Genomic DNA, 14485 nt, shown 5'->3' on the forward strand with positions numbered 1-14485 from the left:
CGGCGATGTCGGCCCCGCACCTGCGGGGGTGTTCCGACATCCCCGCCGACCGGCCCCTGCCTGCCGGCGTCGGCCCCGCACCTGCGGGGGTGTTCCCGGCGGCACCCCGATCTGCTCCACACACCGGGCGTCGGCCCCGCACCTGCGGGGGTGTTCCCCGCTCTGTGCCTGTTGGTGCTGTCGGCGCTGGCGTCGGCCCCGCACCTGCGGGGGTGTTCCGTGGACGTCCGAGATGTTGCGCACGCCGGAGGGGTCGGCCCCGCACCTGCGGGGGTATTCCCGCGCTCTCCGAGCTGCGCTCGGCGGGCCGCATGTCGGCCCCGCACCTGCGGGGATGTTCCCTCGGGCCGGGCGCACGTCTACGCAACGGCGCGGTCGGCCCCGCACCTGCGGAGGATGTTCCCAGCCGATCGCGGGTGTCCACCCGCACAACGGTGTCGGCCCCGCACCTGCAGGGGTGTTCCACGGGTGCGGTCCTCTCCGGGCGGGGCGTCGGCGTCGGCGCACCTGCGGGGGTGTTCCTCCGTGGTGGCCGCCGTGGTGGTGATGGTTGCGGTCGGCCCTGCACCTGCGGGGGTGTTCCCCGGGACGCGACCATCGCGTGGCTGACGGCGATGTCAGCCCCGCACCTGCGGGGGTGTTCCGCTGATCTCCCTGGTCACCCTGGCCCGTGCCGCGTCGGCCCCGCACCTGCAGGGGTGTTCCCGTCGCCGTGCACGAGGACGTCGTCGGCCGTCTGTCGGCCCCGCGCCTGCGGGGATGTTCCCGACCAACGCGCGACGCAGGTTCAGATGAACGTGTCGGCCCCGCACCTGCGGGGAGGCACCTCGGCGCAGGCGAGGGATCGGGGCCGGCCCGCCGGTGTAGATCAGCGGTGTGCTGCGAAGTGGACGAAGGGAGCCCAGGCTTCTTGGCTGACTGTGAAGTGCGGGCGAGCGCTGTCCTTGGAGTCCCTGACGTGGATGGCCTGGTCGGCGATCGCGACTTCTACGCAGCTGTCGCCCTGGCTGCCGCTGTAGGTGGACTTGAACCAGGCGAGTTCCGTACCACCGCTCATAGCTCTCCTCGCAGTCGTTCCAGCAGGTCCCGGGATGCGTTGGGGCTCAGGGCCTGCGAGCGCAGTGTTTCATAGCGCTGGCAGAGCAGACTCATCTCTTTTGCGTCGGAGATGAGACGTCCGTTTTCCTGTCCCTCTGAGTAGCCGAGTCGGCGGCCTTCCGGGGTTTCCAGAACCTGCAACGGTCCGTCCAGGCACGCGTGGAGGGCTCCGTCGAGCGGCACCAACTGGAGGCTCACGTTGCGCGGGGCGCTGCGTTCCAGCACGTGGTCGATCAGTTCGCGCATCACCTGGGCGTCGCCGAACCGCCGCCGGAACACGTGCTCTTCGACGATGAAGCTGAACGGCACCGTGGGCCGTTCCCGCATCGTCTGCTGTCGGTCCATCCGGGCGGTCAGCTGCGCCTCCAGTTCCTCGTCGGTCCGCAGCGGGATCGTGCCCTCGAACACCGCCCGCGCGTACGCCTCCGATTGCAACAGGCCGGGTACCAGCCGGCACTCATACGTGCACAGACTCACCGCCTCCCGTTCCAGCCGGGCCCAGCGGCGGAACCAGGCCGCCAGACCGGCCTCGCCCCGGGTGAGGTGGCGGGCGGCCTTGCGCAGGGCTCCGGTGTTGCCGAGGGCCTCTTCCGCGCGTTCCACGAAACCCGCGTCCGGCATCCGGCGGCCCAGTTCCACGGATTCCACGGTGTGCTTGGAGTACTGCACCCGGTTGGCGAGTTCGACGCGGCTCAGTCCGGCGTGTTCGCGCAGGTCCTGGACGACCGCGCCGAAGGTGCGGAGACTGTCGGATGGGTGGGGTTCGCGTTCCCCGTCCCCCGCCGGGGTCGCGGCCGGGGCCGTGTTCTGTTCGACGATGTCCATGCGCGCCTTCCTCCTCCGCACCGCGACGGGTTCCGGGCGCCCCCGTACGCGTCCTCCAGCCTGATGACCTTGCCCGCGTACTGTCCACTCCGCGTGTGCGTACGTTGACGCCATGTACGGGGCGAATGGATCGCGCCAGGGTGAAATGGGCACCAGTCTGACGTCATGAACGAAGTGACTTCCCCTGTCGGCGCCCCTGTCCGGACCTTCACGCAGTTGTTCTCGTCCTCCTGGCGCGGGGCCCGGCTCGCCCGGCTGCTCGGGGTGGTCGAACTGCGCGCCTGGGGCGCCCCGCAGGACCTCCGGGAGCGGGCCGAGATCGTCGTCGCCGAGCTGGCCACCAACGCCGTCCAGCACGGCCGGCTGCCCGGCCGGGACTTCCGGCTCGGGCTGTTCTTCGCGCCGTCGGCCGGTTGTCTGCGCGTCGAGGTCACCGATGCCCGGGGGGACGTGTACCCGCAGGTCCCGCCGGTCGTCGGTGATCTCGACGAACTGCTGCCCTGTGGGCGCGGGCTGTCGCTGGTCGCGGCGCTCAGCGACCACTGGGACGCGGTGCCGTACCCGCCGAGCGGGAAGACCGTACGGGCCGTGCTCTCGTCACCGGGTGGCCGTTGAGCGCCGTGGGCGAGGAGGCGGTCCGGAGCGCCACCGCGCTGAACGTTCTCAAGCGATGTGTTTCTGCGTGGACTTGACGGTGTTCACCGCCGTGTGGCGGGCGAGGTGTCCGGCGAGGGCTTCGCCCTCGACGTCCACGGTGGGGACGAGCCGGTCCAGTGCCCGGGGCATCCACCAGATGTGCCGGCCGACGATGAGCATGACGGCGGGCACGATCAGCATGCGGACCAGGAACGCGTCGACCAGGACGCCGATGGCCAGGGCGAAGCCGATGGTCTTGAGGATGATGTCGTCGGTGAGGGTGAAGCCCGCGAACACGCCGACCATGATGAGGGCGGCGGCGCCCACGACACGGGCGCTGTGGGTGAATCCGTCGATCACCGCCTGCCGTGCCGGGACGCCGTGGACGTACGCCTCCCGCATGCGGGTGACGAGGAAAACCTCGTAGTCCATCGCCAGGCCGAACAGGATGCCGGTGAGCAGGATCGGCAGCAGGAACAGGACGGGGCCGGTGGCGTCGAGTCCGATCAGTGTGTTGAGCCAGCCCCACTGGAAGACGGCGACGGTCGCGCCGAGGGAAGCGCCGACGGAGAAGAGGAAGCCGAGGGCGGCCTTCAGCGGAACCCAGATGGAGCGGAAGACGGCGATGAGCAGGACGACGGCCAAGCCCACGACGACGGCGAGGTAGAGCGGGAAGACGTCGATGAGTGCGTTGGAGATGTCGACATCGACGGCGGTGAGGCCGGTGACCATCGCGCGGGCTCCGGTGTGGTCGGGCAGGTCCGCGAGTGCGGCGCGGAGGTCGGCGACGAGGTCCTTGGTGGTGCGGTCCGACGGCCCGGCGACGGGGATCACCGTGAGCGTCGCGAGCCGCGCCGTTTCCAGTTGCTGGGTGTAGGTGTGGAGCGCTTCCGGGCTGTCGCCGGTCAGGGCCGGGATGACGGCGGCGACGTGGGAGTCGTCCCGGGCGGCCAGGGCGTGCAGGCTCTCGGTGGCGGTGTCGACGGCGGCGGCCGGGTCGCGGGCCTCGTCGGTGTCGATGACGACGAGCAGCGGGCCGTTGGCCCCGGCGGTGAAGTGTTCAGAGATGAGGTCGTAGGCGATGCGCGCGTCGCTGTCGGCGGGTTTGGTGCTGTCGCCGGGGAGGGCGAGTTGCAGGGACGCCGCCGGGAGGGCGGCGACGGCGGCGAGCGCGATGCCCGCCACGAGTGCGGACCGGCGGTGCCGGGCGAGTCCTTCGGCCCAGCGGCGGCCGAGGGTACGGGGCGCGGCGGCGGGGACGGCGGAGGTGTCGGCGGTCTGGGGCGCGGTGGCGGTGGGCTGCGCCGGGGTTCGGGTGCGGCGGCCGGTGGCGCGGGGGCCGGTGAAGCCGAGGAGCGCGGGCAGCAGGGTGAGGGCGACGAGGACGGCGACGGCCACGGTGAACGCCCCGGCCAGGCCCATCTCGGTGAGGAAGCCGATGCCGCACACCGCGAGCCCGACGAGCGCGATGATGACGGTGAGGCCGGCGAACACCACGGCCGAGCCTGCGGTGCCCACGGCGCGGCCGGCCGCTTCGTCCAGCGGGCGGCCCCGGCGGACCTCGGCCTGGTAGCGGGACAGGATGAACAGCGCGTAGTCGATGCCGACCGCCAGTCCGAGCATGGTGCCGAGTGCGGGGGTCGTGGTGCCGAGTTCGGCGAAGCCGGTCAGGGTGGCGATGGCGGCCACGCCGATGCCGACGCCGACCAGCGCGGTCAGCAGCGGCATCCCGGCGGCGACGAGCGAGCCGAAGGTGAGGGCGAGCACCACGAAGGCGAGTGCGATGCCGATGGCTTCGGCCAGGGCGCCGTCCATCTCGATGCCGAGCACGTCGCCGCCGATGGCGACCGTCAGGCCGGCCTCCTCGGCGACGGTGCGGGCGGCTTCGAGGGCGTCGCGGTCGGCCGGGGTCAGGTCGGCCGCGCCGTGCGCGTAGCCGACGGAGACGTAGCCGGTACGGCCGTCCTCGCTGATCGTGCCGGTGGTGAACGGGTCGAGGACCGATACGACGTTGTCCGTCGTCAGCACGGCGAGGGCGTCGGTCATGGCCTGCCTGCCGGCCGGGTCGGTGAGCGTCGCGCCGTCCGGTGCCCGGAACACGACCCGGGCGGTCGCGCCGTCGGGGGCGGCGGTGGGGTCGCGGTCCTTGATGAGGTCGAACGCCTCGGTGGATTCGAGTCCTGACAGTTCGAAGGCGTCATGTGTCTTGCCCGACAGGGTCGCCGCTCCCCCGGCGAGGGCGAGGAGCAGCACGGCCCAGATTCCCACCACGGTCCACCGGCGCCGGAACGACCAGCGTCCGAGCCTGAACAACTGCCATGCCATGCCCATTCCTCCTGCCGGGTCGGCGACGTGTTCCGCCGCTGGGCAGACCGTACCGTAAAAATATCCGGCTGGATATTTTTACGGCCGTGGCCATAGGATCGAGCGGGCCGCGCCGGACCGGCCGGGCGAGTGCTGTGGAGAGGTGAGCCATGACCGACCGGAACCCCCGGCAGGAGGGCGCGGCGAAGCGGGGCAAGTACGCGAAGGGCCTGGCGCGGCGGCAGCAGATCATCGACGAGGTGCTGACCGTCTACGACCGGCTGGGCTTCGAGGGCACGTCGCTGCGGGCGGTCGCGGAGGCGATCGGCGTGACGCACCCGGTGCTCAAGCACCATTTCGGCACCCGCGAACAGCTCTTCCTGGAGGTGCTCCAGGAGTACGACCGCCGCTTCCTCGACTCCCCCGACGCGGACGACGGCACTTTCGTCGATCTCGTCCGGCGGTCGGCCGAGCACAGCATGCGGGTGCCAGGGCTGATGGCCCTGTTGAACGGCATGGTGGCGCACGCGCTGGAGGCCGGGAACGACCGCTCGCGGGCGCACTTCTCCGAGCGGTACGCCGATCTCCGGGGGAAGATCCAGTCCCTCCTCGAAGCGGGCCGGGCGGCGGGAACCGTACGGTCGGACATCCCGCTGGACGAGGCCGCCTCGCTGGTCCTCGCGGCGGCGGACGGGCTCAGCACCCAGTGGCTGCTCGACGGAAGCGCCGACCTCAAGAACGGTCTGCTGCTGCTGGAACGCCTTCTCGCGCCGCCGGCCGGCCGGGCGCCGGCGTCCTGACGGGAGCTGGGGAAGGCCGCCGGCGGATCCGGCATGGCGGCGGCGGGGACAGTTCGACTCCACCGGCTGCTTCTTCTGATTCTTTAGTGAAAATTTGAGCCATAAGACAGGGGCAAGCAAGGGAGTCCTCATCTGCGCACTCCGCCGCTTCGAACCGCTATCGTGCGGTATGGCACCGGCTTGATAGGTGCCGGTCAAGCGGAGCTGCTCACTCCTCGTTTTCACTAAAGATTGACTCGCTCTGAGCGACGCCGAATGATGCTCCTGCGTGACCAGCCGTCACATCTGCACCGGGCGCGCACACAAGCCCCACCCAGCGCGCAGGTCATGCACCGGTCCCGCCAAGCGGGCGGGCCGAGCGCTTTCCGCCATCTGTCACACGGGGAGTACCAGTCATGTCCACCCAACACGCCCTGAATCGCGCGCTGGCCGGTACGGCCGTCGCGCTGCTGCTCACCGGCGGCCTCGCCGCCGCACCGGCGTTCGCCTCGGGCGACGACGTTCCGCCGTCCGCCGCCGCCATCGACAAGGGCGGCGCCGGTCAGGGCGCGCCCGCCGAGTTCTCCACCTTCGCCGTCGGGCCGCAGATCACCCGTACCGAGGTGATCAACCGGGCGGCGAACTGGGTCGGCAGAGGACTCCAGTACAGCTGGACCAACACCTACCAGGGGTACCGCACCGACTGCTCCGGCTATGTGTCGATGGCCTGGAAGCTCGGCACCCCCGGGCTCGACACCACCAGCTTCGTGCCCAGGGGTTACGCCTCCTGGATAAGCAAGGACGCCCTGAAGCCCGGCGACGCGCTGCTCAACGACGCGGCGGGCGCCAGCGGTCACATCGTGCTGTTCGCCGGCTGGACGGACGCGTCGAAGAGTGCGTACCGGGGGTACGAGTTCACCGGCAGCGGGGTGCACTACCGGACGATTCCGTACCCGTACTACTCGGGGTACGGGACGTTCAGGCCGGTCCGCAACAACAGCATCGTGGATGACGTCACCCCGCCGGCTCCGGTGGATCCGGGGCCGGACAATGTCGGGATCTACCGGCCGTCCACCAGCGAGTTCCATCTGCGCAAGGACGACGGGAGCCTGCTGAAGATCAAGTGGGGCACGACGGGCGATATCCCGGTCTCGGGGAACTGGGACGGGGGTCATCTGGAGAACGTCGGGATCTACCGGCCGTCCACCAGCACCTTCCACCTCCGCAAGGACGACGGCGGGCTGATCGAGCTGAAGTACGGCACCACCGGGGACATCCCGATCTCCGGGGACTGGGACGGCGGACACGCGGGGAACGTCGGGATCTACCGGCCGTCCACGAACGAGTTCCATCTGCGGATGGATGATGGCAAGACCCGGGTGATCAAGTACGGCACCACCGGCGACATCCCCATCACCGGGAACTGGGACGGCGGACACGCCAGCAACATCGGCATCTACCGGCCTTCGACGGGCGAGTTCCATCTGCGGATGGACGACGGCAAGACCCGGGTGATCAAGTACGGCACCACCGGCGACAAGCCCGTCTCCGCCAACTGGGACGGCGGGCATGCCGGGAACGTCGGGATCTACCGGCCGTCCACGAACGAGTTCCATCTGCGGATGGACGACGGCAAAACCCGCGTCATCAAGTGGGGCACCACCGGCGACATCCCCGTCGCCGGCAACTGGGACGCACGCGGCTGAGGTCAGCCCGGCGCGCCGTTCACCGGTGCGCCGGGCACCGTGTGCAGCTTCGGCGGCGGCCACCACGGCGGGCAGTTCCAGCGCCGCCGCAACCTCCTCGAACCAGCTGATCTCGGCCTCCAGGTCCGACGTTTCCGGGACGGCGGACCGCCCCCCGCACGCCCCCTCGCGACCGGACAGCCGCGCCGAGACGGCGTACCGCAGCAGCACCGCCTCCACCGCCGGGGCCGGCCCGGGCCCGGCGAACCCGGCTGTCCGCAAGGCGGCCTCGGCGGCCGGCGGGTGGCCGGGGCCCAGGTGGGTCTCCAGGGCCAGCGCGCTGTCGCGGATCTCGATGACGTACCGGTACAGCCGCAGCCGGGGGTTCCTGCGGCGTACGTCCGCCGGCAACGGCAGCACCACACCGGGGGTCGCGGTCTGCAGCAGTCGCCACAGCGGCGCGATCCGGTCGGCCTGCCGGGCCGCTGCCCGCTTCAGCCGGTGCTCGGCGTGTGCCGGCCAGATGACGGCGAGCGCGAACAGCAGCACCATGATCGCCAGCAGCACCTGGGTGGCCCCGGTGATCAGGCGCGCGTCCGGCAGCGGCCACTGGGCGAACCTCGCCGTCACATAGCCGAACCGGTGCAGCAGATAGGCGGCGCCGAGCAGGGTGGCGATCCGCATCAGCCGCAGTGAGGTACGGGCGGGGCCCGGCGAGGCGTGGCGTCCGTCGATCCAGCAGATCCGCGCGATCGTCAGCAGGCCGTAGGCGGTGTAGCCGCTCAGCACCGCCCAGTAGGTGTAACCCGCCCAGGAGGACCGGCTGTACGTCAGCAGGTCGATGTCGCCGTGCGGGCGCGGCATCAGTGCGAACGCGGTGGTCAGCACGATCGCCCCGGCCGCCAGCGCGGCCAGGTTCCGCCGCGAGAGCCGCCCCCGGGCCCGTCCCGTCATCTCGCGGACGAACTCCACCAGGGCCGCCGTCCCGGTCAGTCCCAGCAGATGCACCAGCAGGGCGGTGCCGCTGTTGACCCCGATCAGCGCGTCGACCACGCGCCGCACCGCCGGTGTGCCCAGCGTCGCCCCGAGCGCGAGGCAGGTCCAGCCCGCCGTGAGCACCCGGTTGCGCCGCGGCGCGGTCCGCCATCGGCCGAGGTGGTACAGGGACAGGCTCCAGAGCAGCGGCAGCACCGCCATCTCGTACGGCCTCAAGCGGTCGGTCCCCTCCACTCGTAGACCTCGGCGAAGGTGCACATCACCAGGGAGAGGGTGTCGGCCGAGGCGCGCGATGCGCCCGGGCGGGTCGCCGGGAGGGTGTCGAAGTGCTGCCACATCAGGGAGGCCAGCAGCTCGGCCTCCTGCTCCTGGTCGGTGGTCGCCCGGGTGCGGTCACGGGCCAGCAGCCGGGCGGCCATCGCGGGGTCGAGGTCGGGGAAGAGCCGGCGCAGACTCGCGTGGTCCGGTGCGCCGTCCTGCCGGTGCTCCAGCAGGATGTGCGCCAGCTCGTGCAGCACGATGTGGGCCTGGTGGACGGGGCTGGTCACCACCGAGTAGTAGACGTGATCGGCCTCGGCGAAGGCGATCCACACCCCGCAGATCCCCGATCCGCCGCTGTCCGTCCCGGCCAGCGGGATCAGCCGCAGCGGCCGGCCGCGGCGCCGGGCGACCGCCTCGGCCAGGGCCTCGATCGTGAACGGTCCCGGGACGGCCAGCCGGCCGATCAGGCCGTGGCAGCGTGCCGTGAACGCACGCCACTGCCGGTCCTCCATATGTGTCCCCGTGTCAGCACAGTTCCCCGTCCCCCACGGTCCCCTCCGGCACCCGGACGGAGTTTAGACGACCGGGCCCGGCGGATCCGGCCGACCGGTCCCCTCTTCCCCGGCCTCGGCCTCGGCCTCCAGCATCGCGCTGCGTTCGACCAGCGAGCGCACCGTGTCCACGCCGCGCGCCGACATGGTCGCGACGGCGGCGGCCCGCAGCGCCACCGACCGTACGTCGTTGGCCCGCATCGCCGCGATCAGCTCCAGCTGGGCGGCGACCCGGTCGGCCACCTCGTCGTCGATGAAGTACGCGTGCGGGACGCCGAAGAAGTCGCCCAGCGCGCGCAGGGTGCCGATGGTGGGGTTCCCGGCCCGTCCCTTCAGGAGCGTCCACAGCCGGCCGACCGAGATCCTGGAGTCCCCGGGCCGGGCCGCGTCACGGATCCCGTCCACCACTTCCTGGAGCGTGTACCGGCGCCCCAGCGGCTGCACGTAACGGAACAGGAACTCGATCCGGCGCCCGAGCCGTTCGCCCTCCGGTTCCACCGCTCGGTCCTCACCGTGCCGCTCGTCCACGTTCTCCGCCCCCTCCGCCACCGAATCGCCCCCAGTATCGTCCACCGCCGGCCGCGCCCGGTGCGGCAGGCAACGGCGACATCACAAAAGTGTGTGATCGGTGCGGACATCCGTGCATGATCGTGTGCGGGCCCGGGGAACAATTCCTCACCGGACGGTCAACCCTCTGACTGTGCTGAGGAGTTCCGCGATGAACCAGACGACGAGCCGGACGACGACGGATCGGGCGACGGGCCGCACCATGGACCATCGCGCCGCACGCTGGACACTGGTGCTGTTCGCCGTGACGGGCCTGCTCGCCCTGGCGGTCTCCCCGTTCACCGCGCTGTACGGGCTGCTGCTCGGCGCGGGCGGTCTGGTCGCCACCGGGCTGCTGGCCCGGCGGCACGACAGTACGGGGACGACGGCGGCCACCGTGGTCTTCGCCGGGCTGCTGGCCGGGAGCCTGCCCTATCTGCTGGCCGGCGCCTTCCTGCCGTGAGCCGTCACAGCCAGTCGTTGCGGCGGAAGAGGACGTACAGCAGCAGGGTGATGCCCACGATCAGCACGCTGGAGGAGATCAGCCCCGCCTGGTCGCTGAACCCGGGGTAGGGCAGGTTCTGCCCGTAGTAGCCGGTGATCGCGGTCGGTACCGCGATGATCGCGGCCCAGCTGGTCACCTTCTTCATGATGAGGTTCATCCGGTTGCTCTGGATGGAGAGGTTGGTCTCCATCACCGAGGCGACCATGTCGCGCAGTGACTCCGTCCACTCGGCGGCGCGCAGGACGTGGTCGTAGATGTCCTGGTAGTAGGGCATCAGCCGGTCGGTGACCACCCCGGTCCCGGGGCGCATCAGGGTGTTGATCACCTCGCGCATCGGCAGGACGACCCGGCGCAGCCCGACCAGGGACTTGCGCAGTTCGTACGCGTCGCGCTGCACCTGGCGGATCTCGCCGGGGTCCTCGGCGAAGAGCAGTTCCTCCAGTTCCTCGATCGCGTCGTCCAGTTGCTGCACCGCCTGGAAGTGGCCGTCCACCAGATGGTCGAGCAGCCCGTGCAGCAGGAAGCCGACCCCCTGGCCGGCGAGGTCGGGGCTGTCGTCCCACCGGGTGACGACGTCGTCGATGTCGAACCCGTCGTCCTGGCGGACCGTGATCAGCGCCCGCCGGGTGAGGAACGCGGCGATCTCGGTGGTGGTCAGCCGCCCGCCGTGCGGGTCGATGCGCACCGCGTAGCCGCTGAAAAACTCGTGGGAGCGGTAGCGGTCGATCTTGGGGCGCTGGCCGGCGGTGGCGGCGTCCTCCAGGGCCAGTTCGTGCAGGCCGAACTCCTGGCCGACCCGGGCCAGCTTCTGCGGGGTGGGCCGGAAGAGGTCGAGCCAGACCAGCGCCGCCGGGTCGGCCAGGTGCTCGGAGATCTCGTGGACCGGGAAATTCTCCCGGACCAGGGATCCGTCGCGGTACAGCCGGGTGCGCGCCATAGTCCGACATTAGGGGCGCCGGGCGGCGCTCACCACGGCAGTTCGATCACCTCGTGGACGCGCAGGGCCACGAACAGCGGGCTGACCCGTGCCGGTCCCTGGCGTTTCCCGGTCGCCGTACGCCGCCGGGGTGAGGGTGCCGCCGAGGGAGCCGTCCGGCGGGGTGGGGGTCCACATGAGGGTGCGGCCGTCCGCTGCCCGCGACGGTGGTCACCCTCACCTGCCGGGTCCGGTGGACGGCCGGCGCGCCGCCGTGGGGCCGGGCCGCTTCGCGCGTCGTCCTCACCGCGGGAGCCCGCCGGAAAACGCGCGGGCCCCTCCTCGCGATGGTCGGGAACCCGATCACCGGATGAGGGGGCAACTCCGGGCGGATGGCGCAGGATGGGCACATGACCTTCCATGTCGACTCCGAGACCGGCCGGCTGCGCCGCGTCATCCTGCACCGGCCGGGCCTGGAACTGAAGCGGCTGACCCCGAGCAACAAGGACGATCTGCTCTTCGACGACGTGCTGTGGGTGCGCCGCGCGCAGCAGGAGCACGACACCTTCGCGGAGCTGCTGCGCGAGCGCGGCGTCACCGTCCATCTCTTCGGGGACCTGCTCGCCGAGGCGCTGGCGATCCCGGCGGCGCGGGCGCTGGTGCTCGACCGGGTCTTCGACGAGCGGGAGTACGGCCCGCTGGCCACCGACGAGCTGCGGGCGGTGTTCGAGGGGCTGCCGGACGCCGAGCTGGCCGAGGCGCTGATCGGCGGCATGACCAAGCGGGAGTACCTGGAGGCGCACCGCGAGCCGTCCTCGGTGCGGTTCCATGTGATGGCGCCCGACGACTTCCTGCTCCAGCCGCTGCCCAACCATCTGTTCACCCGGGACACCTCGGCATGGGTGTACGACGGGGTGGCCATCAACGCGATGCGCTGGCCGGCCCGGCAGCGGGAGAGCGTGCACTTCGAGGCGGTGTACGGGCATCACCCGCTGTTCGCCGGGCCCGGCGCCGGGGCGTTCCACCGCTGGTCGGAAGGGCAGGGCGGGCACCCGTCCACCATCGAGGGCGGGGACGTGCTGGTGATCGGCGGCGGCGCGGTGCTGGTGGGGATGAGCGAGCGGACCACGCCGCAGGCGGTGGAGCTGCTGGCGCGGCGGCTGTTCGCGACCGGCTCGGCGCGCACGATCGTGGCGCTCGACATGCCCAAGCGGCGGGCGTTCATGCATCTGGACACGGTGCTGACCATGGTGGACGGCGAGACGTTCACGCAGTACGCGGGGCTGGGGATGCTGCGCTCGTACACCATCGAACCGGGCGCGGACGAGGGGGAGCTGAAGGTCACCGACCATCCGCCGGAGCACATGCACCGGGCGATCGCGGCGGCGCTCGGCCTGGACGGGATCCGGGTGCTGACGGCGACCCAGGACGTGCACGCGGCGGAGCGGGAGCAGTGGGACGACGGCTGCAACGTGCTGGCGGTCGAGCCGGGGGTGGTGGTGACGTACGAGCGCAATGTGACCACCAATACCTATCTGCGGCGCAGCGGCTTCGAGGTGCTGGAGATCCCGGGCAGCGAGCTGGGACGGGGCCGGGGCGGGCCGCGGTGCATGAGCTGCCCGGTGGAGCGGGACCCGGTGTGAGCACCTGAAGGCCCTTGCATAGCCATGAGGTGCGCCGTATAGACTTCCATGACCTATTCAGTCATCTTTTCGACCAGGAGCTCGCCATGGCGACAGAACTCACCGGCCGCCACCTGCTCAAGGAGCTGGACCTCACCCCCGGGGAGTTCCGTTCCCTGATCGCCCTGGCCGCCGAGCTGAAGGCCGCCCGGCGGGCCGGGACGGAGCAGCGGCGGCTGGTGGGCCGGAACATCGCGCTGATCTTCGAGAAGAGCTCCACCCGGACCCGTTGCGCGTTCGAGGTGGCGGCGTCCGAGCAGGGCGCGGCCACCACGTACCTGGACCCGTCGGCCAGCCACGTCGGGTACAAGGAGTCGGCGAAGGACACCGCCCGGGTGCTCGGCCGGATGTTCGACGCGATCCAGTACCGGGGCTCCGCCCAGCACACGGTGGAGGAGCTGGCGGCGCACGCCGGGGTGCCGGTCTACAACGGGCTGACCGACGACTGGCACCCCACCCAGATGCTCGCCGACGTGCTCACCATGACCGAGCACAGCGACAAGCCGCTGGACCGTATCGCCTACGCCTACCTGGGCGACGCGCGCAACAACATGGGCAACTCCTACCTGGTCACCGGGGCGCTGCTCGGGATGGACGTCCGGATCGTCGCCCCGCGCGCGCTGTGGCCCGAGGAGACGGTGGTGGCCGAGGCGCGGGCGCTGGCGGAGCGCACCGGGGCCCGGATCACGCTGACCGAGGAGGTGGCCGAGGGCGTGGCGGGCGCGGACTTCGTCGCCACCGATGTGTGGGTGTCGATGGGTGAGCCGATCCAGGCGTGGGAGCAGCGGATCGGGCTGCTGACCCCGTACGCGGTCACCACGGACGTGCTGCGCGCCACCGGTAACCCGGACGTCCGGTTCCTGCACTGCCTGCCCGCCTTCCACGACCTGGGCACCCAGGTGGGGCGGGAGCTGCACGAGCAGTACGGGCTGGACTCGCTGGAGGTCACCGACGAGGTGTTCGAGTCGGAGCACTCGGTGGTCTTCGACCAGGCGGAGAACCGGATGCACACCATCAAGGCGCTGATGGTGGCGACCCTGGGCTGAGCGCCCGGCGGGGCCCGGCGCCGGGAAATGCGTTGAGCGCGGGGAGCGGCGGCTGGTATCTGTCGGGGATGCTGACCGGAGATCTGGTACGACTGCGGGCGATGGAGCCCGAGGACGCCGAGGCGCTGTGGCGCTGGAACCACGACCCCCAGGTGATGCGCTGGCTGGACACCTCCTACCCCCAGTCGCTCGCGCAGACCCGCCGCCGGGTGGAAGAACGGGAGCCCAACAGCAGTTACGAGCGGCTGTTGCTGGCGATCGAGACCCGGGACGAGGGCCGGCTGATCGGGGTCACCTGTCTGCGCGACTTCGAGGCCGAGAACGGCATGGCCGTCCTGGACATCTATCTGGGCGAGAAGGACGCCTGGGGGCAGGGGCACGGCACGGACGCGGTCCGCACGCTGTGCCGTTACGGCTTCGACCAGCTGCGGCTGCACTCCATCACGCTGTGGGTGGTGGCGGACAACGCCGCCGCGCGCCGCGCGTACGCCAAGGCCGGTTTCACCGAGGACGGCCGGCAGCGCGAGGGTTTCCGCCGTGACGGCCGCTGGTACGACCTGATCCTGATGACCGTGCTGGAGCACGAACTGCGGCCACCGGAGCACGCCGGCTGACGGGCCCGGGGCGGCCGGCGGGCGGCGCCGGGCCTGCACGG

Annotated in this window: 13 protein-coding genes and 1 pseudogene; 7 read left to right on the plus strand and 7 right to left on the minus strand. The window is 71.2% G+C overall.

Annotated elements, in window-relative coordinates:
- Positions 1-868: 868 nt before the first annotated feature.
- Both BM385_RS03615 and BM385_RS03620 read right to left on the minus strand, forming a co-directional pair.
- Positions 869-1057, minus strand: coding sequence for a DUF397 domain-containing protein (locus BM385_RS03615; RefSeq protein WP_093842144.1), 189 nt, complete (start codon positions 1055-1057; stop codon positions 869-871).
- Complete coding sequence (locus tag BM385_RS03620) at positions 1054-1923, minus strand: helix-turn-helix domain-containing protein (protein ID WP_093842145.1); 870 nt, start codon at positions 1921-1923, stop codon at positions 1054-1056. The genes BM385_RS03615 and BM385_RS03620 overlap by 4 nt, the downstream gene beginning before the upstream one ends.
- Before the next feature lie 165 nt (positions 1924-2088).
- On the opposite strand from BM385_RS03620, the gene BM385_RS03625 reads away from it, so the two are divergent.
- The gene (locus BM385_RS03625; RefSeq protein ID WP_246338038.1) at positions 2089-2538 is read left to right on the plus strand and encodes an ATP-binding protein; all 450 of its coding nucleotides are present in this window, start codon (positions 2089-2091) and stop codon (positions 2536-2538) included.
- 48 nt (positions 2539-2586) lie between these two features.
- Here BM385_RS03625 and BM385_RS03630 read toward each other — a convergent pair whose 3' ends face one another.
- Positions 2587-4884: an MMPL family transporter gene (locus tag BM385_RS03630; RefSeq protein ID WP_175542906.1), complete on the minus strand. Its 2298-nt coding sequence runs from the start codon at positions 4882-4884 to the stop codon at positions 2587-2589.
- A 149-nt stretch (positions 4885-5033) separates the two neighbouring features.
- Between BM385_RS03630 and BM385_RS03635 the strand changes: the two genes are divergently transcribed.
- Both BM385_RS03635 and BM385_RS03640 read left to right on the plus strand, forming a co-directional pair.
- Positions 5034-5663: a TetR/AcrR family transcriptional regulator gene (locus tag BM385_RS03635; RefSeq protein ID WP_093842148.1), complete on the plus strand. Its 630-nt coding sequence runs from the start codon at positions 5034-5036 to the stop codon at positions 5661-5663.
- Positions 5664-6058: 395 nt separating this feature from the next.
- Positions 6059-7348, plus strand: a complete 1290-nt coding sequence (locus tag BM385_RS03640) for an NlpC/P60 family protein (protein ID WP_093842149.1) — start codon at positions 6059-6061, stop codon at positions 7346-7348.
- A gap of 90 nt (positions 7349-7438) precedes the next feature.
- Here the strand turns inward: BM385_RS03640 and BM385_RS28355 are convergent.
- The 3 genes and pseudogenes from BM385_RS28355 to BM385_RS03655 form a co-directional block, all read right to left on the minus strand.
- Positions 7439-8524, minus strand: a pseudogene (locus BM385_RS28355) (MAB_1171c family putative transporter); the annotation flags it as partial.
- Between the two features lie 11 nt (positions 8525-8535).
- Positions 8536-9096: a hypothetical protein gene (locus BM385_RS03650; protein WP_019436485.1), complete on the minus strand. Its 561-nt coding sequence runs from the start codon at positions 9094-9096 to the stop codon at positions 8536-8538.
- Positions 9097-9159: 63 nt separating this feature from the next.
- Complete coding sequence (locus tag BM385_RS03655; protein WP_254791427.1) at positions 9160-9708, minus strand: hypothetical protein; 549 nt, start codon at positions 9706-9708, stop codon at positions 9160-9162.
- Between the two features lie 145 nt (positions 9709-9853).
- Here BM385_RS03655 and BM385_RS03660 point away from each other — a divergent pair, with 145 nt between their 5' ends.
- The gene (locus BM385_RS03660; protein ID WP_139275139.1) at positions 9854-10144 is read left to right on the plus strand and encodes a hypothetical protein; all 291 of its coding nucleotides are present in this window, start codon (positions 9854-9856) and stop codon (positions 10142-10144) included.
- A gap of 4 nt (positions 10145-10148) precedes the next feature.
- Here the strand turns inward: BM385_RS03660 and BM385_RS03665 are convergent, their stop codons facing one another.
- A complete protein-coding gene (locus tag BM385_RS03665; protein ID WP_019436482.1) occupies positions 10149-11123 on the minus strand; it encodes a magnesium transporter CorA family protein in 975 nt (324 codons plus the stop codon).
- 389 nt (positions 11124-11512) lie between these two features.
- On the opposite strand from BM385_RS03665, the gene BM385_RS03670 reads away from it, so the two are divergent.
- The 3 genes from BM385_RS03670 to BM385_RS03680 all read left to right on the plus strand — a co-directional run bounded on the left by BM385_RS03670 (position 11513) and on the right by BM385_RS03680 (position 14444).
- The gene (locus tag BM385_RS03670; protein WP_019436481.1) at positions 11513-12745 is read left to right on the plus strand and encodes an arginine deiminase; all 1233 of its coding nucleotides are present in this window, start codon (positions 11513-11515) and stop codon (positions 12743-12745) included.
- A gap of 86 nt (positions 12746-12831) precedes the next feature.
- Positions 12832-13830 carry an ornithine carbamoyltransferase gene (gene argF / locus BM385_RS03675; protein WP_019436480.1) on the plus strand — a complete coding sequence of 333 codons (999 nt, stop codon included), beginning with the start codon at positions 12832-12834 and terminating at the stop codon, positions 13828-13830.
- A 32-nt stretch (positions 13831-13862) separates the two neighbouring features.
- Positions 13863-14444 carry a GNAT family N-acetyltransferase gene (locus BM385_RS03680; protein WP_237751412.1) on the plus strand — a complete coding sequence of 194 codons (582 nt, stop codon included), beginning with the start codon at positions 13863-13865 and terminating at the stop codon, positions 14442-14444.
- The last annotated feature ends 41 nt before the right edge of the window (positions 14445-14485 follow it).

It is taken from the genome of Streptomyces harbinensis (assembly GCF_900116145.1).
GTDB classification, from domain to species: domain Bacteria; phylum Actinomycetota; class Actinomycetes; order Streptomycetales; family Streptomycetaceae; genus Streptomyces; species Streptomyces carpaticus.